The organism is Thermoanaerobacter kivui, from assembly GCF_000763575.1.
Classification (GTDB): Bacteria; Bacillota; Thermoanaerobacteria; order Thermoanaerobacterales; family Thermoanaerobacteraceae; genus Thermoanaerobacter; species Thermoanaerobacter kivui.
The window spans coordinates 2,023,978-2,046,290 of record NZ_CP009170.1; the positions used below are offsets into that span (position 1 = coordinate 2,023,978).

The following is a 22,313-nucleotide window of genomic DNA, read 5'->3' on the forward strand; positions in this document are numbered from 1 at the left end:
TTATGTAATCACAGTGAATTTTATGTTAATATTAATACACAAGCACTGCTTAAGCAGTGCTTGTGTAATTTTCCATATGGGTTATTATAAATCAGTTAACATATAAAGTCAAGTTCAAATTATGCAAATTTCCACTCTTTTAATTTCTTTTTGGCGTTTTTTCTCACAGATTCTATCTTTTCCATTGTAACTTCTCGCTCGAAACTCCTAAATCCCGCTAATTTAAACCCATGCTTTTTAGCAAGTTTTGATATCTCATCCACTTGTTCTACAGTCAAATCTCGCCCTAAAGAATAATTTTCAATTCGCCCTTCCATAGCAAGAATCATGGTTTCTGCCATGCAAGCATAACTTGTTTTGGGAGGAAAACCAAAATTAAAGTGAAAATCCACATCCCCAGGAACTTCAACAACCCCGCCTTCTATGACCAAAACGTCATCTCTCTTATCAGCAACTTCTTTTGACACATCCCTTGGTCTTGCCACATCACACACAACAGCCCCTGGTTTTAAATATTCAGGCTTTATCACTGTATCCACAGCACTAGTGACAGTAATTATTATATCCGCATCTTCTAAAGCCTCTTTTACGTCTGAAGTGATATGGATAGACATGCCAGTCTTTGTTAGAAGATAATCTCTAAAATCTTGCAACTTTTCTTTGTTTCTTGCCACAAGAGTCATATATTTAGCATCTCTTGACAAAACTTCAGCACAAACTTTCCCTATTGAACCTGTGGCTCCTATCACTACTACATGGGAATCTCTTACATCTTTTCCCATCATTTCAGCGGCTTTTACCGCACCCTCTATTGCTGTAGCAACTGTGTAGCTGTTACCAGTAGTTACAGCAATGTTTGAATTTTTAGCAATTGTTATTCCTGCATCTCCCACAACAGATGTCATGGCACCTAAGCCAACAATTTCTGCCCCCAAATTTTCTGCAATTTTTACTGCTTTTATTATCTTGTTAAGAACATAGTCTTCAGGCAACTTTAACATTTGTTCAGATATAAGGGGAACAGCCACAAACCAACCTTCTGTTTCGGCATATTCACTTTTAACACCCGTTATCTCAGATACTTTCATTGGCGGAAGAAGCCTTGTGAAACCTTCAACAACCCTTCTCGGAAGCCTCTCCATTATTTTAAATTTGCGGCTTACATCTTCGTATTCTATAGGATGTATTATAAAAGCAAATTTATGCATAGAAATTACCTCCCTATTACTGTAAATATTCTATTCTAGGTTCAAAACCTATTTTATTTAAAAGTTCATCGTAGTCTTGTGGTGTCATTTCTTCTTGCTTTTTCCCTGCTATTGCCACAAGAACTCCTTCCATCACGTTTGTTCCAAAAGACCTACCACCTATATTCGGAGTAGTAGTAATTAGTATTTTTACCCCCCTCTCCTTCATCATATCTACATCTTCCTGTGTAACTGTGTTAGTCACTATTATCTTTCCATCAAGCCTTTCTGGCATGTATTTTTTGATAAAAAGAAAATCCCCTGCAATTATGTCTGCTTCTTTATAAAATCTTTCATATTTTTTACTATCTATTTTCAATTGCTTGTCTCCTGTGGGATAAATCATTTCAAAGGGAAGACGTACCACAATCGGCACAATGATAAAAGAAAGAAAATACACAACCTTTAAGGAATGCAAGGGTATAGGGATATTCAAAGCAAACATCAAATCCCCTATAATAAGTCGTGCACCCTCTTCATAAAAAGCTTGTGCCATGCCAAACCTGTCCATAACACTTGTCATAAGCACTTTTTTCCCTTTTAAATCAACTATTCCTTTTTTCTGTATGTATTTTATTACTTTTCTTTCAAGTGTATTTTTAAGCCCCGAGCCGTCCACAATTGGCGTAATCTTTGCTGCATTTTTTAACGGCAATGCATCTTTTATGATATATCTTTTATTGCCTGCTGAAAGGTATAAATCTATTCCTCCCATTCCAAAAGCGTCAACTTTTCCATCCAACTCTTTAATAAGTTCTATGGCTTTTTTCAAGTCCCCATCAGTTCCTATTCTTTCTATTATAAATTTTTCTCCTAAAATCTCTACCTCTGTTGTTTTATTTCTTCTGGAAGAACCTATGCTTATACTTACAACCCTCTTCATATTTTCACCCTTTCAATGAATTCAATATCTCTTTTACTACTTCAGGGTCAACATATACATCTTCTGTCAAAGGAGAATGTCCAATATTTATAGTTATGATATCTCTGTCAAATATAGCTTCTACCAATTGGCTCCTTTTGTCTGAACCTAAAAATATTATCACGTCGTGAGATTGAATTTTAGCAATCAAGTCCATTACCATGTTAAAAAGCTCCACACCACTCATGTTTTCAGCCAAGCTCAATCTCTCTTTCTCAGACAAAAGAAGTGTAAAATTAACTCCCCACTCTCTTAAAAGCTCTTCCAATTCCTCTTTATTTTTTATAGGAAAACCTACTACAGCAATATTTCCTCCTTTTCTAACCTCACCTAAACTTTCTAGTCTCGAGACAAAACTTCTGTCAACTTTAAAGCGAGAGGCAACCTCTTGCTGTGAAAGACCATTTTGTCTCATTTCAATTATTTTATCTATTATGCCGTGTAATTTCTCTAAATTTATAGTCTTATCACCAATTTTAATAAATTTCATTTGCACAACCTCCCGTGTGCACATTTTGTGCTCACATTAATTACAATTTTAATACTTTTTTAAATAAATTTCAATACCAAAAAGAAAAATAATCCAGATAAAATACTTTTATAAATTGCAATATTAAATGCAACACCTAATGAAAATCATGTAGATATAGGATTTGGAACAAATCATATATAACCTTAAGCCCATCTTAGTTAACAAATTGAGCGAAGGTCGTGATTTGTCAAGGGTTTAAGTCAGGCGAAGCCTGCCCCTTGACAAATCACGAACGAGCTCTATACTTTATAAGAGATGGGCTTAACAAATTTTTGCCAGTTCCTCATAAAAGCATTCTTTAGGTGTTTTATAATTTAACAATTTTCGTGGAAGGTTATTAAGCCAATTTTCTACTCTCTTTATCGTATCTATAGATAAATCTCTAATACTTTTTCCTTTAGGGATAAAACGTCGTATAAGACCATTATGTCGTTCATTTGTACCTCTTTCCCAAGATGAATATGGATGTGTATAATATACTTCTACGCCATATTCTAAAAGAGCACTTTCTAAATCACTAAACTCTGTACCATTATCAGATGTTATTGTTTTAAAGACCTTGCTTAAATTGTCACCAAACATATCTTTTAATTTTGATAGTGCATCTTTAACAGATTTACTGTCTTTTGTATCCAATAGTAATATTATTTCATGGCGAGTCTTACGCTCTATTAATGTTAAAAGGACCTTGTCATTAGACTTCTTGCCAATTAACGTATCTATTTCCCAATGTCCAAAAACTTCGCGGCTTTCAACTTCTTTAGGCCTAAAATCAATACTTTTACCCATAATACGTTTATTTTTACGGTTTTGTTTCTTCCTTGGTTTTAAGCGTAGTTTTAAAGGTAAATCAATGTTTTTAACTTTTAATAATCCTCTATCTATATAGTTGTAGAGTGTTTTAGTACAAACAATGGTTTTATTATTCCAACTTGGGTCCTTCTTACAATAACCTACAACTGCGTCTGGTGACCATTTTTCATTTAATATTTTATTTTCAGCATATTTCAAAAAATCTTCTGCTTTAGCTGCTTTAAATTTAGCTCCACAATTTGAACGATTTTTTTCGTAGACAGCCTGACCAGTTTCAGGAAAATAGCTTGTATAAGAAGACAAATCACTTCTAAGTTGTGTAGTAGTTCCACGTTTAATTTCACGGCTTATAGTACTTGGAGATCGATTAAGTTTTTTAGCAATATACCGAATGCTCCTTCCTTCCTTGAGTAATGCATAGATTTCTCCTCGTTCATAGCTACTTAAATGTTTAAAAGAACGCTTTTTTGTGGTACAATTATTATGAACCATAGTGAAAATCCTCCTTGTATGATGTTTAGTTGACACCTATATCATACACGATTTTCACTATGGTTTCTATTTTTTTATCTGTTGCATTTAATTATACAACTAACCGATAAAATACTTTTTCTGGATTATTGTCCCCAAAATTTTTCAATTGGTTTTAATAAAGATTGAACTATTTTATTAGTAGGGGTAATTTGTATATTTAAAAGGTAGAGCAAGTTTAATATGTACCCGATAATAAGAAAGGCAAAAATCACAATGACTTCTTTAATCTTTTTTTGTCTTACAAGACCTGGTACCTCAACCAATGAGATAATCATAAAAATCAATGTAAGAGCAAGTATTTTGATCATAAAATCACCTCGGGAGTATAGGCTTTGAAGATAGACCTGTCCTTCTTACTATTGATTTTACTGTCACATTAAACTTTACATCAGGATAAATTTTATCCCAATCTTGCTGAACTTTTTTCCACTCTTTAGGCTTTCTTTGATGAAGGATATTTATAAATCCTACTACATCAGCGTTATATTTCTTTTGAAGTATAAAAAGTGCACGATTTATTGCCTGCTTTATTTTGTCATTTATTAAAAGCTGAAGTTTTTCAAGATTTTGAGGTTCTGTCAAGTCATACTTTGTCTCTTGTTCATTCATATAAGCCTCTATATTGACTTTTATATCAAAAGAAATATCTTTGTCTTGGACTTTAGGAATAATGTCAGTGTGAGCCTTAGTAACTACAAGAGAAATATGTGCCTTTTCACCTTTTAATCCCTTGTCTAACGTCAATGTACTTCTTTTTAATTTGTTCATTAAAACCATGACAGCCTTTGTGTCTTGCTCCTCTAAAAATCCCACTAACTTGTCCTTGTTAAAAACAGCAGACCCTACCATTCTCAATCCTGTCGCTTTGCCGTCTTTTTTCACTATCTCCAGTCGCCCTGTTATAGGCGCCTTTTGGGGAATTTCCAACGTCTCAATAAACTCATTTAAATCGCATACATAGGAAGAAGAAGTATTTCGTTGGTTTGCTATTATTCCCAGCACTTCTTTGTAAGGATATCTTTCAAGCTCACTGGAACTTGGCAGATCAAAAAGCTCTTCTAAACTTCCTCCCGTTACTACTAATATATAGGCAGTTCTCCTGAATTCCGGATTTCTTGTCATAAAATCTAAAGTTTGGTAAATACCAGACGTTGCAAACTTTTCCTCCAAAAATATTATTTCGTTATACTGCAGAAAAAGAGACCTTGGCAATTCGTTATTTAAGTTAGAAAATGCTTTCGCAAAATCTACACCACTGGCCTGGAAAACAGCATAAGGTTTGCCAGCTGCACTTCCTCCCCCTGTACCTCCGGCACCACCTCCACCTGCTGTAAGAAGGCCCGGTTTTAAAATTTCTACAATGATATGTATCATGTCGTCTTTGCCTCTTTCAATACCTAATCCCTGGACAAATGCCAATTGATTTATTTCTCTCTTGTCCCAGCAACCCGTCAGTAAAATGGTAATTGTCAAAATTAATATTATAAATCTTTTCATGTTATCCTCTCGTATCCTCCTGCCTTACAATATTTTTTCTCTGTATAGTTCGAGGTCTTAATATCTTTGCCCACCATGGCACTCTTATCAACACATCGCTTAATTCTTGTGCTCTACTTGGAGTCAAAGGTGAAAGATATGGAACTCCAAAAGACTCCAATGATGCCATATGAGCAAGTATCATCATAACAACCATGATTATCCCAAAAAATCCAAGTGTGCCTGCCGCAATCATTATGATAAATCTTAAAAGCCTAAAAGTTATAGCTATATTAAAAGCTGGAATTGCAAAGGAAGCTATTCCCGTCAATGCCACCACAATAACCATTGCAGGCGATACAAGTCCTGCTTGCACAGCTGCTTGTCCTATTACAAGACCTCCAACAATGCTCACAGCCTGACCTACTTGCATAGGAAGCCTAATTCCTGCTTCTCTAAGTATTTCAAAAGTGACTTCCATGAATAAAGCCTCTAAAAGGGCAGGAAAAGGTACTCCCTCCCTCTGTGCAGCTACAGAAATAGCCAGTTGCGTCGGTATCATTTCCTGATGAAAAGTAGTCTCTGCGATGTATATTGAAGGAAATAACAAAGCCGTCAGCATAGCTATAATCCTCAAAACTCTAAGAGCTGAAGCTAAAAAATATCTCTCATAATAATCTTCCCCGGCTTGAAAAAATTGTGCAAATATTACAGGAACTGTAAGTACAAAAGGTGAACCATCTACCAATATTGCTACTTTCCCTTCTAAAATTTCTGCACTTACTTTGTCTGGCTTTTCAGAATGAGCAATTTGTGGGAAAGGCGAAAAGGGATTGTCTTCTATAAATTCCTCCAAATAACCGCTGTCAATGACTCCATCAATTTGCACTTTTTTAAGTCGTTTTTTGACCTCTTGTACCACTGTATCATCAGCAATGCTTTTTACATAGGCAATAGATACATCTGTTTTAGAATACTTTCCAATCTTTAGATTTTCAATTACAAAATCAGGATGTTTTATTCTTCTTCTCAACATAGAAGTGTTTATTCTTAAAGTTTCTACAAAAGCCTCTTTAGGACCTCTTACATAGGATTCTGTCGTGGATTCACTTATATTTCTTCCTTCCCAACCTTTTGTAGATATTACCATCGATTTGTCTATTCCGTCAATTATAACAGCAGTATCTCCCTCTAATATGCCGTCTAAAATATCCCCAATTTTATCTTTTTCTTTTACATCACAAGCAGTTATAAAATAATCTTTCATGTAATCAAAAAATTGCTTTTTTGTATATGTTACTTCATCAAGTTTTCTTGCTTCAATCATCATGGGTCTTAAAACATTTCTGTCAATAACAAATTTATCTATCATCCCATCTATGTACATCAAAAAACCTTTTACCTTTTTGTCACCTATATTAAACTCTCTAAAAACCACATCACTGCTTTCTTTTAAAAGTACTTGAAAAATATATATATTTTCCTCCAAATCTTTAGAAAGCATCATATATTGATAATTTTGTCTTATATATTCCGGGTTAGCAGCCTTATGAGGCATCTTACTCACCTCCCAGATATTATTATCCCAAGTTTTTTTTAGAATATTATCTTATTTTTGTACACATAATAAAAAAAATGCGTTTGGGAGTCGGATATGTTTAAAAGAACGGAACAACTGGAAAGGACATCAGAGAAAAAAATATCTACAAAGCAGCTAATCTTTCTGTTAGTTACAACTGTATTATCAACGGCGGACGTTTTTTTGCCTTCTTACGTCGCTTTAGCAGCAAAACAAGACTCATGGATTTCAGTGTTAATAGCATTTGTAATATCTGTCGCCATTTTTGTGTTTTATTACAAGCTGGCGATGCTTTTTAAGGAAAACACTTTGTTTTCCTATGTGGATAAAATAGCTGGAAAGTTTATAGGAAAGATAATAGCCATACTCTACTTACTCTTTCTTTTACATGGCATTTCTTTAGTCATGAGAGAACTTATAGAAATAATTGCAAATGCCTTTATGCCTCATACTCCTTCAATAGTATTTTACATTGTTTTAATGATAGCGGTTATGTATACAGTATCAAAGGGATTTTTAGCAATTGTAAAATTGAATGAAATGCTCTTTCCTTTTGGAATGCTGCTTTTAGCTTTTGTAATCACCCTTTCAATTCCAAAAGTAGACATGTCTAATTTTCTTCCAATACTTGAAAATGGCATAAAGCCGCCTATAATAGGAGCGATACCTATTCTTTCTTTTACACTTGAAAGTGTGATAATACTACTGATATTTCCTCACATTTCAGAAAAACAAAAAGCTTTAAAAGGCAGTATAATAAGCCATGGAATATTGGCTTTCAGCTTGATTTTAGGAGTGTTGGCAATAGGAATATTCGGCGCAAAGACTGCATCAAATTTCCAATTTACAGCTTTGGAAATGGTGAGAAATATGCGAATAAGCGATTACATACAGAGATTTGACTCGCTCGTCATGGCTTTGTGGATCATGGGCATTTACTTAAAAATAGTCATATTCACATATTTGTTTGCTAAAGGACTGGCAGAAACAATAAATTCTGTAGACTACCGATTTATCCTTTTACCTCTTGCAACCCTTTTAATACCCTTAGCACAAAATGTATCCGAAAGTTTGGACGGATTATACACGTACATACAGAGGTATTTCCCGTTTGAGGCTTTTTGGTTTGAAGTGTTTTTCCCTATAACCCTTTATATCATTGCAAAGATTAGAAAAATAAAATGAGAGGAATCAGTCTATATTCCTCTCATATATTATCCTTAAACCCTCTAAAGTAAGCATGTCATTTACTGTGTTTATAGTTTTAGACTCCTCTGCGATCATCTTTGCAAAGCCACCTGTTGCCACTACATACGCATCGGGAGCAAATTCTTCCTTCATTCTGCACACAATATAGTCTACCATGCCTACATGTCCATATATAATCCCTGATTGCATGCTGGCCACTGTGTTTTTGCAAATTACAGTTTTAGGCTTCGTCAAATCAATCTTTGGAAGCTTAGCAGTCCTCTGAAAAAGCGCATCAGCAGATATTGCTAAACCTGGTGCAATTATTCCACCTAAGTATTCGCAATTTTTAGATATTGCACAAAAAGTAGTAGCTGTACCAAAATCTATTACTATAACTGGCCCGCCGTATATCTCATAAGCAGCAACCGCATTTACAATTCTATCGGCCCCTACTTCTTTGGGATTATCGTATTTTATATTTATTCCCGTCTTTATCCCAGGTCCTACAATTAAAGGCTTGGTATTGCAATATTTTACAGTCATTGATTCAAGTGTGTGTATAATAGGTGGCACAACAGAAGAAATTATCACCGCATCTACATCTTTAAGTTTTAATCCATTGTATTCAAACAGCTGATTTATCAACATCCCATATTCATCAGAGGTTTTGCCTCTATCAGTAGATATTCTAAAAGAATGCAAAAGCTTTTTTCCTTTATAAATGCCCATTACGATATTTGTGTTCCCTACATCAAAGGCTAAAAGCAAAATTATCACCTTCTTAAAATTAAGCAGGCAATTGCCTGCTTTTAATCTTTATTTATTATACACTATTTATTATACACTTTTTTCAAAGACTTTACTATTATTGTTGTCAATATTACAGCGACAATAATTTCAAATATGCCGTTTTTCAGCGCGACAAACAAAGCAACTTTAAGTGGCAAATATTTTAGTAAAACTGCTAATCCTAAAACTCCGATGGTATTTGTCAAAGTTCCTGCTGCCGCTGCAACACCAGCGCTTTTAGTCAAGTTATACGCATAGTATGCTACAACTCCTATAAAAATCCTCGGCAATATGGCAATTACGGGGTCAGCAAAAAGGGGAGTGTTTTGCCTTATAAAGCTGGTCAATCCAAAAATCAAACCTATAAAAGCTCCTACAATAGGTCCTTCCAATACTCCTCCTATAATTGCCGGTATGTGCATTGTGGTCGCATTTGCAATGCCCAAAGGAATGTAACCCAAAATGGTGGTAGATAAAACGATGGATATTGCAGCAAGCATTCCTGCCACAGTTATTTGCCTTAATGAAATTTTTGACACTTTTCCTTCTCTTGCCGCTTTAATTTGCAATTCTACTCACCTCCGTTCCGGTTCCTTTTCAGGATACCGTTCCGAACTCCACTTTTTATAATTTAATAAATTGCTAAAAATTGTCCGGTTCGAACACGATACCCGCAATTGTATTTTACCAAAAACAGCCGTATCTATCAACAATTTTTTAATCCATAGTTACAAGCACATCTCCAGTGTTTACAGAAGACCCTTTTGAAACATGTATGCTTACAATAACCCCTTCTTCAGGTGCCATTATTTCGTTTTCCATCTTCATAGCCTCAAGAATTAGCACTACATCGCCTCTTTTCACTCTATCACCTTCTTTAACCTTCACATCAAGAATTGTACCTGGCATAGGAGCAGATATAACTTTTGAACCTTTAGCAGCGGGAGAAGGAGTATCAACTTTTGGAGCTGATTCCGCAGGTGCCTGTGTTGGCACTGCTTTAAGTTGTGAAACTGTAGTCGGTTTTATTACTTTAGAACCCCCATTATTTTCTTTTATCTCCTCCACTTCTACTTCATACACTTTTCCGTTTACCGTTACTTTAAATTTTTTCATGAAATTTCCTCCTTTTGTTCAAAGTCTTGCCCTCATCTGCTCTTGTCTTCCTACTTTAGCCCAAACAGGAGCAGTCTCTGGAAGTCTTATTATAGATTTTACATAAAAATTGCTTGTGTCACTTTCTAAATAACAAGATATCGCAGCAGTAATTGCAGCAATAAGTTCAGTATCCTCCTTATGTTCTACTTCATTTGTTTTTTTAACTTCTTCTTGTTGCCCTCGGTCATTAAAAAAATTTTTAAAATAGTCTAAAAGCCCTGCCATAAAAGCACCACCTTATAAAGGAATATTTCCGTGTTTTTTAGGAGGACGCGTTTCTCTTTTGCTGGAAAGCATGTCAAAAGCCGATATAAGCCTTGGCCTTGTTTCTGAAGGAATAATTACATCATCAACATAACCTCGTGCTGCAGCTCTATAAGGATTTGCAAAATTGTCCCTGTATTCATTTATCTTTTGCTGCCTCATTTCAGCAGGATTTTCTGCTTCGCTTATATCATTTTTAAAAACAATATTGGCTGCCCCTTCTGGCCCCATGACTGCAATCTCTGCTGTAGGCCATGCAAACACCATGTCAGCTCCTAAGTCTTTGCTGCACATAGCGAGATATGCTCCACCATAAGCCTTTCTTACAATCAAAGTGACTTTAGGAACAGTAGCTTCAGAATAAGCGTAAAGCATTTTTGCACCATGCCTTATTATGCCGCCGTATTCCTGATTTGTCCCTGGCAAAAATCCAGGTACATCAACTATGCTCAATATCGGTATATTAAAAGCATCGCAAAACCGGATAAACCTTGCCGCTTTGTCAGAAGCGTTTATATCAAGGACACCTGCCAATACCCTTGGCTGATTTGCTACAATGCCTATCGTCTTTCCATTGAGTCTTGCAAAAGCTGTGATGATATTTTCTGCGTACATCTCTTGTGATTCTAAAAATTCTCCATTGTCAACTATTTCTCTTATTAATTCTTTCATGTTATAAGGCTTGTTAGGAGTATCTGGAATTATCTCCATAAGCCTTTGAGAAACTCTATTGGGATTATCGCCGGTCTCGTATTGTGGGGGATCTTCTAAGTTGTTAGAAGGTAAATAACTCAATAAATTCCTCACCATCTTAAGAACTTCTTCATCGTTTGGACCCCTAAAATGAGCAACCCCACTCACTCTATTGTGAGTTATCGAACCCCCTAATTCTTCGGGGGTGACTTCTTCACCCGTAACCGCTTTTATCACCTGCGGACCTGTTATAAACATTTGACTGGTCTTATCTACCATAAAAATAAAATCTGTTAAAGCTGGAGAATACACTGCTCCCCCTGCACTTGGTCCCATTATCACTGAGATTTGTGGTATAACGCCAGAGGCCAAAGTGTTTCTGTAAAATATATTTCCATATCCAGAAAGCGCATCTACCCCTTCCTGTATACGAGCTCCTCCTGAATCATTAAGTCCTATGAGAGGTGCTCCCATTTTCACAGCCATATCCATTATTTTCGTTATCTTTTTTGCATGATACTCTCCTAATGACCCTCCTAATACTGTAAAGTCCTGCGCATATACATAAACTAGTCTTCCGTCTATTGTGCCGTATCCTGTCACAACCCCTTCTCCAGGGTACTTTTGCTTTTCCATGCCAAAGTCATAGCAGCGGTGCTCCACAAAAAGGTCTATTTCCACAAAACTGTCCTTATCAAGAAGCTTATGTATTCTTTCCCTTGCAGTCAATTTGCCTTTTTCGTGCTGAGCTGCTATCCTTTTAGATCCTCCACCTTCTAAAACTTTTTCTTTTCTCCTTTTGAGGTCCTCTATCATATCATACAAACTCATAATGATTTCCTCCTTACAACTTTACTGCGACTAAATAGTAGCAGTTATTATTAGTACCTACTAAAATAATATACCACATACCTTCCAAATACACAATAAAATTAATCTCTCTGACAAAGCTCTAAAAGTACCCCATTGGTACTTTTAGGACTCTATCTCACTATCACCTAATAAATGCCATCTTCACTTTTTGCCCTCCACTATTTCAATTCCTTTTATCTCAAGACCTTTTAAAAGCTTTGTTATTTTAGGAAACAAAGTGTTGTGAGTCCCCGACAAAATACTTAAAGCGACAACATCCACATCTTCTTGTATGGCTGCTTCTACGATTTGCTCAGGAGTTTGTCTGAGCCCTGTGTATATTACTTCCATTCCGGCATCTCTTAAAGCTCTTGCAATTATAGAAAGACAACCTTGGAGCAAATTCATCCACATCAAGACCTGCCTTTATAGCCGCCTCCCCATAAGCTATTCCATTAGCCAACGTAAAAGCCACTTCTTGTACTGCTGTGGCTCCTGCTTCCTTTTGCTACACCGACTTTTCCCACTTCTCCTTCAGCCATAGGATGGTCAGAATCATATCCTATCTGCGTAGGTAAGTCAAAAGCTACGCTAACATTATAGCACAATTTTTTAACAAATGTTTACTTTTTCATTGAAAATTTTTGGTTTAAAATAAAAAGCGGCAAAAGAGAAAACCTCTTTGCCGCACATACACCCTTTCACTACCCTGTCTACAAATTTTTATACTACTTTTTATTATATCACAAATATTTTTCTATGTAGACATTTCTTCTACAATGCTTTTTAACTGTTCTACCACCTCATTAAGTCCAAAATAACCCTTTTGCATTTTTAGTTTAGCCAAAAGCCTCTGATATTGCCTTAAAGTCCCCATTATTATAACATCTGACTTTTCAACGCTCATGTTAATGCATCCTCTCGCCACAGCTGCCTCTCCTCCTATAGATAACATTTCCTGCTTTATTATATTGGCAGCTGCTGGGTGCACATCAAAAAGCTTAACAACTCTAAAAACAGCTTTTGGTGCCATAATGTTTATGGAGATTTCTTCTATATCCAATTTACTAAGCTCTTTTTTTGCATCTGTGAGATTTTGTATGTTCAATATTTCTTTCTTCATCTACACTCCCTCAAAACAGTCCTGTTATCCTTCCGTTTTCATCAATGTCTATATTTTCTGCTGCAGGGTGTTGCAGAAGCTGTGTATTCCATATCATCTGCGCCATATATCTCTGTTACAATCTTAAATAATTTGTCTCTAATTGGCAATTTCATCGTACAAAACAAGGTTCTCTTAAAGCTATCATCGTTTTTTAGCCTATTTTAAAAGGCTATCTTCATCAATATCTAGTTTTTTGCAAGTTCCATTATGTGAAGCATTTTTGCTTCTTGAGCTATTTCAATATCAGATTTCATTTTTCCCCTCCAGCTTTTTAATTTTTATCTTTCATTTAAAATTATTTTGACAAGTGTACCTTCCCCTTTTTTGCTGAAAATTTTAATATCTCCATTGTACAATTCAACAATGCTTTTGCAAATTGCAAGCCCCAATCCTGTCCCCTCTTTTTTAGTAGTAAATAGCGGTTCAATCACTTTTTTTAGGTATTTTTTCTCTATACCACCTCCATTGTCTGCAACTCTTATTACCACCCTTTTTTTATGAGGGTGATACTTAGTATCTAATAATATTTTACCATTCTCTCCAATAGCATGGAGAGAATTTTGTACAATATTGAGAATAAGCTGTTTAACATGATTTTTGTCCATTTTTATAGGGGGGATTTCGCCAAACCTTTTTTCTATTTTAATCTTCTTGCAAACAGCTTCTGCCTCAAAAAGTAGTAAATATTGATTTATAACAGTATTTATATCTATTTCAGTTTCTCCACCTTCTTCGCTATTTCTCACTATTCCGAGATAATTTTTTATAAGATTTAAGACTCTGTCAACTTCATCTAAGATAGTTTCATAATAAGTAGAGCTATCTTTATGTTTAACTTGTAAAAGCTGTACAAAACCCTTTATAGAAGTCAAAGAATTTTTTATCTCATGAATAGTTATCGCCGCAAACTCACCCGCAACAGTGTATTTTTCAGTTTGCTCAATTAACCTCTGATACTTCAAATCCTCAGTTATGTCTCTTAGAATAACAGTTTTCCAGCAGTCACTATTTAATTTGCCATATTTCAACAAAAGCACTCTTTCATCAAAACTTCCCCTTGCTGGAACCGTTATTCTCTCCCCTTTAAGTAAACTATGCTCCGAAATATCAGGTTTATACTTTTTTATAATTTCCATAAACTTTGCATTTATAAATTTTGTATACTTAATACCGAATAAGTCACAAGCCCTGTGATTCGCATATACTACATTAAACTTGTTATCAACAATTATAAACCCTTCTTCTGTCATATTCATTATGTCCATTGGATGTTTAAATATGCTAATGCAACACTCCGGTCTATCCTTACAGTAGCCCTTTAATTTCATAAATCCCAAAGAAGCTATTTTCTCTCCAAAATTGTTAGTTATAGGGCTATATCTTATAGTAAAAGACATCCTTATATTGTACTTCGCGGTAAGTTCTACCACTAAGCTGTCTTCATAAGGACCTATTTCTTTGTATTTTAGTATTTGATAAAAAAAATAATTATAGTCTTCTATATCATTAGGCGTATAACCCAATATTTCAAGAAGTCTTTTATTAATATGCACCACTTTCCCTTTTAAATCCCTCAAGACAAAAAAATCACGTGCATTATCTAAAAGATTACATATCCACTGCAAAGAATTTTTATTGGCGGCAGAAGCTTTGTTAGTTTTCACAATTATCCCCCCTTGCGCTCCCTCATCTTTTGTTTAAAAGTTTTTGCTTCCACTATTATAATTAGACATTAAAGTAGAAAAATCCTCCTTCTTCCCAATAATTTTTTTATTGTTAACTAAAAATTTTAAAATACAAATAATGTATAAGTCTTCCGACTTATACATTATTTGTATTTTATGCAAACTGCACCCCCTCTATATCCTCTCCGTTAAAAACTTTTTCAAATTCCTCCCCATTAAGTTTTTCTTTCTCAATAAGGGCTTTTGCTACTCTGTGAAGTTTATCCATATTCTCCTTTAGCAATGATTCTGCTCTTTTATACGCTTCCTCAATTATTCTCTTTATTTCTCTATCAATTTCTGCAGCTACTTCTTCACTGTAATTTCTCGTTCTGCCTAAATCACGTCCTAAAAATACTTCTTCGCTTTTAGTGCCAAAAGTCATAGGCCCTAATCTTTCGCTCATGCCGTACTCCGTAACCATCTTTCTCGCGATATTTGTTGCTCTTTCAATGTCATTTTGAGCACCCGTACTTACGTCATTCAACACCAAACTTTCTGCAACGCGTCCCCCTAAAAGATGAACTATCTCATCCATCATCTCAGATTTTGACATGTAATATTTATCCTCCTCAGGAAGAAGCATGGTATAGCCTCCAGCTCTCCCTCTTGGGATTATCGTAACCTCATGGACAGGAGGAGTATTTGGCAGAAGCTTCGCTACAACGGCATGACCTGCTTCGTGGTATGCAACCAATTTCTTGTCTTTTTCAGACATAATCCTGCTTCTCTTTTCAGGTCCTGCTATCACTCTCGTTATAGCTTCTTCCAACTCTGCCATAGTTATCTGTTTAAGCCCTCTTCTTGCAGCTAAAAGGGCCGCCTCATTCATGAGGTTTTCAAGGTCTGCTCCTGTAAATCCAGGAGTTCTTCGTGCCAACACTTGCAATGACACGTCTGGAGCTAATGGTTTATTCCTTGAATGTATTTTTAATATCTCTTCTCTTCCTTTTATATCAGGAATTCCAACAGTAACATGTCTGTCAAATCTTCCAGGTCTTAAAAGAGCAGGGTCTAATATATCAGGTCTATTTGTAGCGGCAATCACAATTATGCCTTCATTGACGCTAAACCCGTCCATTTCAACTAATAGCTGGTTTAGTGTTTGCTCTCTTTCATCATGTCCGCCACCTAAACCTGCACCCCTTTGCCTTCCCACTGCATCTATCTCATCAATAAATACTATACAAGGTGCATTTTTCTTTGCCTGGTCAAACAAATCTCTTACTCTGGCAGCACCTACACCGACAAACATCTCCACAAAGTCGGAGCCGCTTATGCTGAAAAATGGCACTCCTGCTTCTCCAGCCACAGCTTTTGCAAGAAGGGTTTTACCAGTACCCGGAGGACCTACTAAAAGCACGCCTTTAGGTATTCTCGCTCCAAGTTCAAGAAACTTCTTGGGATATTTTAGAAATTCAACAATTTCCTGAAGCTCTTCTTTTTCTTCATCTGCACCCGCAACGTCATTAAAAGTTACTCTTTTTTCTTTGTCTGTAACCATTCTGGCTCTACTTTTGCCAAAAGACATAACCTTGCTTCCTCCCCCACCCTGTGCCTGTTGCATAAAAACATACCAAAATATAACAAAAATGACAATCAAAAATAGGGAAGGAAGCATTTGTACCCACCATGGCGGACCTACTTGTGGCTCACTTTTAAAATCCAGTTTCCCTTCTAAAATATAGGGATTTACAAAACTCATAAAGTTTGTTACATCTGGTACACGGCTCTTAAACTCGGTACCATTTTTTAATACACCTTTAACATCATTACCCACAAGGGTAATGCTTTTTACTTGATTGGCATCAATGTATTTTATTAGCTGTCCGTAATCAATATCGGTTATTGGTTCGGCGCTTTGAGAATACAATTGAACCATTGCGTAAATAGCTATAAATATTAATAAATAGAGCACCATGCTTCTAATTATCTTGTTATTATCGTTCAAATAAGGCCCCTCCTTCAAACAAGTCCCACTACTTTAATCTATAATATCATATCATCTCTAAAAAACCAAATCATTTGTACAGTTCTGGTTTTAAAACACCTATAAAAGGAAGGTTTCTGTATTTTTCACAAAAATCAAGCCCATAACCTACAACAAATTTATCTGGTATTTTAAAACCGCAATAATCCACTTTTACATCCGCTTCTCTTCTCTCAGGCTTATCGAGAATAGTGCAAATTTTTAAACTTTTAGGCTTTCTCCCTAACAAAGTTTCTCTCAAATATGAAAGAGTCAGACCGCTGTCTATAATGTCTTCCACTATAAGCACATCTTTGCCTTCAATGTTTATGTCAAGGTCTTTAATTATTTTCACTATACCTGAAGAACGAGTAGAATTACCATAACTGGACACAGCCATGAAATCTATTGCCAATGGCAAATCTATAGCACGGGATAAATCGGCCATAAACATTATGGCTCCTTTTAAAACTCCTATAAGAACAAGGTCCTTCCCTTCATAATCTTTTGTTATAATTTTTCCTAATTCATCCACTTTTTCTTTAATTTGTTCTTCTGTTATCAAAATTTCCTGTATATCTTGCTCAGGGCTCGCCATAACTTTACCTCCTACTTTTTAATATTTTGTATACTGTATGATGACAACTTTTTTTGTGTTTTCATCTACTTTAAATTTATCACTCATTCTGTACCCCACAACCCATACAATTTCATTGCCTATTGCTATTAGAGGAATTTCATCCCTTATTTCGCGAGGTATTTTCTCATCGACGAAAAACTCTTTCAATTTTTTACTACCTTTCATGTTAATAGGAGAAATGACATCTCCTGGCTGCCTGCTTCTAACTACAACTTCTCCCTGCATCTTATTATAGTCAAAAACCTTTTTGTATTTTCCTGTATTAAAATTTTTTACTTCATCTATCTCTGTAACAGTTGTCTCAAATCGTCCAATACCCTCTATTTCTGTAACTCCTGGAATACTTAATTTGTTCCAAAAAGGTTTTATCTCTTTTGGTTTTACTTTTCTCATTATAAGATTATTATAACTTTTTAGCACTTCAATTTCAAAGGGTAAGTCGACTTTTGAAGAAGTTTGTTTATCCAAAAGGCTTAACACATCTTCTACGTGAATATATTCCAATCCGTAGAAATCTCCCTTTAACTTTTGATACATAAGTCTTACTATTCTTCTTTGAATAGCAATGTGTTGGGATTTTAATTCCTCTATATCAGCCAAAACCTCATCCTGTTTGTGAGTGCAAACTTCATCAAAAAGTTTTTCACTCTCTTTTTCTAAGTACTCATTTTCCTCTAAAATAATTTTCGACATCCTATAAATATTTTCTACTATATCGACATCAAAAATTTTGTTTATGTAAGGAATTAAACTAAGCCTTATTTTGTTTCTTTTGTAAAATTCTTTATAATTTGTCACATCTATTACTGGTTGTAGACCTCTTTCTCTAAGGTAATTTTCTATTTCCTCTCTCTCTATCTTTATAAGAGGCCTTATAATATTGCCATTTACAGGCTTTATTCCAACAAGCCCTGTCACACCTGAACCCCTTATAATGTTTAAAAACACTGTCTCTACTAAATCGTTTTTATTATGGGCTACTGCTATTTTATTAGCTTTTACTTCCTTTAACACTTGATTAAAAGCTTCATACCTTACCAGACGGCCTGCCTCTTCCTCTGAATATCCCTTTTCTTTAGCAATTGATTTTACATCCCTTTCAAATAAAAAAAATGGGACGTTTAATTTGCGGCACAATTCTTCAACAAATCGCGCATCCCTCTTTGCATCCTCGCCTCTTATCATATGATTTACATGGACCACATACAACTTTACATGGAAAACATCTTTCAAGTTGTACAAAATGTCAAACATACAGAGGGAGTCAGGTCCTCCAGATACACCCATCACAATACCATCATCTTTTTCAATCATTTTGTATTTTTTAATAGTAGAGACAACTTTCTCAATCATTTTTATCCCCTTGTTACGATATTAGATATATTCCATGACTATATAATGATATACAATATTATATAATATCACATCCTCCAAATCAAATATCTTTAGCACAAAGCTTATATAAAGTTATATCATCTATTCAGCTTTGCTGTATTCACTTTCCAAAAAGCTAATGGCCTTTCTTATGGCAAAAGCAATAGAAGGATTTAAAGAAATAAGGTGTATGTCGGTTTTCCCCTTTCTTCCTTTAAGGGGTTTGAAAAGTTTTACTACACTTATTTTTGATTTGTCAAGCCTATTTTTCATAATGTTATTTGCATCCATTAAAATAGCAATCTTCAAATCTATATTATCAGTTAATCTTTCTATATAATCTACAATCTGTACCCTTACGTTCGGATTTATTTCTTCTAAGCTTTTTCCAAGAATATTTTTAAGTTCACTGTTAACAGCTTTATGTAAAGTCATTTGAACAGACTTTTGCGTCACCATCATCAAAGACTTTCGCAAAAACTCAATAGGAACAATGTCATAAGTACCTTCCCCATTTTTCGCTATTTCAATAATCTGTTGTGCACAAAGGCTGTTTTCTTCCGGCAATATGCCTATAGCATTTACAATTATCCCTTTTTCTCTCGCTTCTTTCACAGCCTCCGCCGAATTTTCATCAATGTTTGACTTGCCATCCGTCACAACTGTGATTTGTTTTAAAATTCTTGACACAAAAAATCCCTCCACAAATTGGTCATTTTTAGTTACTCACTATATTTTCTCCATTTTGTGGAAGGATTATTCAGATGCAGTGTCATTCTTAAATTTTTTTCCATATCTTTGAAACCAAAATTGTCATATCATCTTTAGGATTGTTATCACACAATTCAAGGCACCTTTTCATTAAAATTTCCGCCATGTCTTGAGAATTTCTCACAGAAATTTCACTGACTAACCTAGAAAAACCTATCTCTTTATCTTTTTCAAAACATTCCAAAACACCATCAGTAATCAATATTACAAAGTCTCCGTCTTTTAACTTTCTTTCATGTATGTCGGCATCAATATCCTCTAATATGCCTATTGGAAGAGAACTGGACTCAATAATTTCAACATCATTTCCTCTTTTAATGAAAGTAGCACAAGAGCCAATTTTGATAAACTCTGCTTCGCCAGTAAATTTGTCTAAAAACATTATATCAACCGTAGAAAACATCTCTTCAGCAGACCTCAAAGCTAATACAGAGTTCAACGTCTGAATGACTAAATGCTTGTCAAATCCTGCTTCTATAAATTTTTCAAGAAGTGAAATAGTAGTGCTGCTTTCAGAAGCAGCTTTATACCCAAATCCCATTCCATCGCTTAATGCGGCCATATATTTTCCGCCTTCCAACTCCATAAAAGAATAAGTGTCTCCAGAAATTTTGTTTTTTGATTTGCTGACCCTGCTTATACCCGTTGAAACCTGCAAGCTTTCTGCTCTTGTAAGCTTAAGTACACATCTTCCTGTATGGTCTATAGAACAAATCCTATTTTTCCTTTCGTACCTTTCCCCTATTATTTCAGAAACAATTGGCACAATTTTTTTATCGCATTCTCTTGTAGCATAACAAGCCTTTTTGTATATTTTTACATTAATATTTCCTTCTCCTGCATCATATATTATGACATCCTCTACCGGTATACCTTTTTTGTCCAGCTCCACCATCATTATTTGCTCTAATTCATCTTTAAAAGCAATGTTCATGCTGATGTCATCAGCTATGTTAGATATAGCATCAGAAACCCCTTTTAACTGGTTGGCAATCAACCCTTTTGCGTCTTTTAACCTTTCTCTCCACTGCATGTTTATTTTATAAATCCCTAAATAGTACTTGGTAGTGCTCATAAGCTCAGAAAATCTTATGCACTTTCTATACAATCTATTGTTTTCAAGGTTACCTGAACCCTCAAGATGTTCTATTATTTCAAACATACTTTTGTAAGTATTGTAAAATTCCTTGTCCCAACAGGTTTTGTACATCACACATTGGGTACAAGTTCTATTTGCAATCTCTTCAAACAAATAAGAAATGTCTTTGTGGTCAAGTACCTTTTCGTTCACCTGCTTAAAACTCTTAGAAAGTTCATCAAACACCTTGGAATACTCTTTTAACCTATCCGTCACCACTTCTTTTAACTTTTCATTGTAATTTCTGTGATTTAAGCGCCTATTTCCCTTTACTATCTCCTCTGCCTTTGTAAAATATTTTTTAGGAAGTGCGACAAACATCAACGAAGCTAAAGAAAGGTCATAAGGATTTACAAGAATATTCATATTAGTAGTTACATAAAATGTAATAATAAAGACGGCTGTCACAAATCCCAAAACTACCCCTAACCTATTTAATTTTTTTAAACTGCCAGATAGCAACCCCGCAAAACCAAATAACCCTATAGATACTGGCATTTGAAGAAAAGACAAACTGCCAATAAGCCCTATAGTTGTACCTACACTGGCTCCTACGCCAGCACCGCCTATATACGAACTTAAAAGTATTATAAAAACTCCAAATATACCATTTAAACTAAATTTCCACACATTTAAATGATTAAGTCCTAGTATGATAAGACCTACTAATATGCTTAAAGAGATTAACTCCTCATTTGATATAATTTTTCTGTTTGTGCTCAAAATCAGCGCAACAGCTTGACTAAATACAAACACCATCAGCATTGCAGTTACTGCTTCATATAAACTCATGATAATGTCAAAAAGTAAAAAACCATAAGTGTAGCTAAACAAAACGCCTGAAACAAAAAGAGAAACAAAAGTAATCAAAGAAACTTTTATGGTGTTTTGCGGTTTAATTTTAAAAATACTTTCCAGTAAAAAAATCAGTACAAGTGCTAAAAGATATTTAAAATTATTTACGTTGTGCAAAGTCAATACTCCTAACAAAATGCCAATTCCTACAAGGGAATACCTTTTTTTATGCATCATGGCAACAGCAAAAAAAGCAATCCCGAAAGGTAAAAGATTGTCAAAAATAGCAGCTCTCCCCATAAAAAAACCCACAATTGACAGCAAAATAATTTGGCGCACATCTTTAGATATGTTTCTCTCTTTATTTTCAGTTTGGTGAATTTTTGCAACTCGATTATAAGGTAAAACATTTGTGTTTTGCATAAATTAACCACCACCTCTTATTTTTTTCTTAATTATATCACCGAGGCGATGGATTAATTTGTTATTTTTTGTTATAAATGTAATTTTTCTTTCGACATAAAAAAATAATGCCGCAGCTTTGTGCGACATTTTATTCTAAAATTAAATGGTGACCCCGACGGGATTCGAACCCGTGTTGCCGCCGTGAAAGGGCGGTGTCTTAACCACTTGACCACGGGGCCCCAAAGACATTTCTTATTTTATCATATTTTGTTGGATTGTCAA

The 22,313-nt window shown here is 35.0% G+C and carries 22 protein-coding genes and 1 tRNA gene; 1 reads left to right on the forward strand and 22 read right to left on the reverse strand.

The annotated features are described in order from the left end of the window. Positions 1-119 precede the first annotated feature (119 nt). From TKV_RS10325 to TKV_RS10355, 7 genes are all read right to left on the reverse strand, one after another. On the reverse strand, positions 120-1,208 hold the full coding sequence (locus TKV_RS10325; RefSeq protein ID WP_049685863.1) for an NAD(P)H-binding protein: 1,089 nt from the start codon (positions 1,206-1,208) through the stop codon (positions 120-122). Between the two features lie 16 nt (positions 1,209-1,224). Then, positions 1,225-2,130 carry a hypothetical protein gene (locus tag TKV_RS10330; protein WP_049685864.1) on the reverse strand — a complete coding sequence of 302 codons (906 nt, stop codon included), beginning with the start codon at positions 2,128-2,130 and terminating at the stop codon, positions 1,225-1,227. Positions 2,131-2,134: 4 nt separating this feature from the next. Beyond that, on the reverse strand, positions 2,135-2,659 hold the full coding sequence (locus TKV_RS10335) for a helix-turn-helix domain-containing protein (protein WP_003871472.1): 525 nt from the start codon (positions 2,657-2,659) through the stop codon (positions 2,135-2,137). A 303-nt stretch (positions 2,660-2,962) separates the two neighbouring features. Next, positions 2,963-4,006, reverse strand: coding sequence for an IS30 family transposase (locus TKV_RS10340; protein WP_049685865.1), 1,044 nt, complete (start codon positions 4,004-4,006; stop codon positions 2,963-2,965). Positions 4,007-4,131: 125 nt separating this feature from the next. Beyond that, a complete protein-coding gene (locus TKV_RS10345) occupies positions 4,132-4,356 on the reverse strand; it encodes a hypothetical protein (RefSeq protein WP_049685866.1) in 225 nt (74 codons plus the stop codon). A gap of 4 nt (positions 4,357-4,360) precedes the next feature. Next, positions 4,361-5,545: a Ger(x)C family spore germination protein gene (locus TKV_RS10350; protein WP_049685867.1), complete on the reverse strand. Its 1,185-nt coding sequence runs from the start codon at positions 5,543-5,545 to the stop codon at positions 4,361-4,363. Position 5,546: 1 nt separating this feature from the next. Then, positions 5,547-7,082, reverse strand: coding sequence for a spore germination protein (locus tag TKV_RS10355; protein ID WP_049685868.1), 1,536 nt, complete (start codon positions 7,080-7,082; stop codon positions 5,547-5,549). Between the two features lie 96 nt (positions 7,083-7,178). Here TKV_RS10355 and TKV_RS10360 point away from each other — a divergent pair, with 96 nt between their 5' ends. Beyond that, a complete protein-coding gene (locus TKV_RS10360; protein WP_049685869.1) occupies positions 7,179-8,288 on the forward strand; it encodes a GerAB/ArcD/ProY family transporter in 1,110 nt (369 codons plus the stop codon). 6 nt (positions 8,289-8,294) lie between these two features. On the opposite strand, the gene TKV_RS10365 is transcribed toward TKV_RS10360, so the two are convergent. The 15 genes from TKV_RS10365 to TKV_RS10430 all read right to left on the reverse strand — a co-directional run bounded on the left by TKV_RS10365 (position 8,295) and on the right by TKV_RS10430 (position 22,270). Continuing rightward, positions 8,295-9,062 (reverse strand): type III pantothenate kinase, encoded by a 768-nt coding sequence (locus tag TKV_RS10365; RefSeq protein ID WP_049685870.1) that lies wholly within the window; start codon positions 9,060-9,062, stop codon positions 8,295-8,297. Between the two features lie 62 nt (positions 9,063-9,124). After that, complete coding sequence (locus TKV_RS10370; protein WP_049685871.1) at positions 9,125-9,652, reverse strand: ECF transporter S component; 528 nt, start codon at positions 9,650-9,652, stop codon at positions 9,125-9,127. A 148-nt stretch (positions 9,653-9,800) separates the two neighbouring features. Then, entirely contained in the window at positions 9,801-10,199 is a 399-nt protein-coding gene (locus tag TKV_RS10375; RefSeq protein WP_049685872.1) for a DUF2118 domain-containing protein, read from the reverse strand. A gap of 18 nt (positions 10,200-10,217) precedes the next feature. Further along, positions 10,218-10,466, reverse strand: coding sequence for a sodium pump decarboxylase subunit gamma (locus TKV_RS10380; protein ID WP_049685873.1), 249 nt, complete (start codon positions 10,464-10,466; stop codon positions 10,218-10,220). Positions 10,467-10,478: 12 nt separating this feature from the next. Beyond that, on the reverse strand, positions 10,479-12,029 hold the full coding sequence (locus TKV_RS10385; RefSeq protein ID WP_049685874.1) for an acyl-CoA carboxylase subunit beta: 1,551 nt from the start codon (positions 12,027-12,029) through the stop codon (positions 10,479-10,481). A 183-nt stretch (positions 12,030-12,212) separates the two neighbouring features. Further along, complete coding sequence (locus TKV_RS10390; protein ID WP_236617250.1) at positions 12,213-12,458, reverse strand: cobalamin-dependent protein; 246 nt, start codon at positions 12,456-12,458, stop codon at positions 12,213-12,215. A gap of 47 nt (positions 12,459-12,505) precedes the next feature. Then, on the reverse strand, positions 12,506-12,658 hold the full coding sequence (locus TKV_RS14290; protein WP_236617251.1) for a methylmalonyl-CoA mutase family protein: 153 nt from the start codon (positions 12,656-12,658) through the stop codon (positions 12,506-12,508). 149 nt (positions 12,659-12,807) lie between these two features. Further along, entirely contained in the window at positions 12,808-13,173 is a 366-nt protein-coding gene (locus TKV_RS10395) for a hypothetical protein (RefSeq protein ID WP_049685875.1), read from the reverse strand. 320 nt (positions 13,174-13,493) lie between these two features. Further along, entirely contained in the window at positions 13,494-14,879 is a 1,386-nt protein-coding gene (locus TKV_RS10400; RefSeq protein ID WP_049685876.1) for a PAS domain-containing sensor histidine kinase, read from the reverse strand. Between the two features lie 175 nt (positions 14,880-15,054). Continuing rightward, positions 15,055-16,890: an ATP-dependent zinc metalloprotease FtsH gene (gene ftsH, locus TKV_RS10405; protein ID WP_049685877.1), complete on the reverse strand. Its 1,836-nt coding sequence runs from the start codon at positions 16,888-16,890 to the stop codon at positions 15,055-15,057. Between the two features lie 70 nt (positions 16,891-16,960). After that, complete coding sequence (hpt, locus tag TKV_RS10410; protein WP_049685878.1) at positions 16,961-17,506, reverse strand: hypoxanthine phosphoribosyltransferase; 546 nt, start codon at positions 17,504-17,506, stop codon at positions 16,961-16,963. Positions 17,507-17,524: 18 nt separating this feature from the next. After that, on the reverse strand, positions 17,525-18,901 hold the full coding sequence (gene tilS, locus TKV_RS10415; protein ID WP_049685879.1) for a tRNA lysidine(34) synthetase TilS: 1,377 nt from the start codon (positions 18,899-18,901) through the stop codon (positions 17,525-17,527). 123 nt (positions 18,902-19,024) lie between these two features. After that, complete coding sequence (locus tag TKV_RS10420) at positions 19,025-19,612, reverse strand: vWA domain-containing protein (RefSeq protein WP_049685880.1); 588 nt, start codon at positions 19,610-19,612, stop codon at positions 19,025-19,027. Between the two features lie 88 nt (positions 19,613-19,700). Next, the gene (gene spoIIE, locus TKV_RS10425) at positions 19,701-22,049 is read right to left on the reverse strand and encodes a stage II sporulation protein E (protein WP_049685881.1); all 2,349 of its coding nucleotides are present in this window, start codon (positions 22,047-22,049) and stop codon (positions 19,701-19,703) included. Between the two features lie 146 nt (positions 22,050-22,195). Beyond that, positions 22,196-22,270: transfer RNA gene (locus TKV_RS10430), tRNA-Glu, on the reverse strand. Between the last annotated feature and the right edge of the window lie 43 nt (positions 22,271-22,313).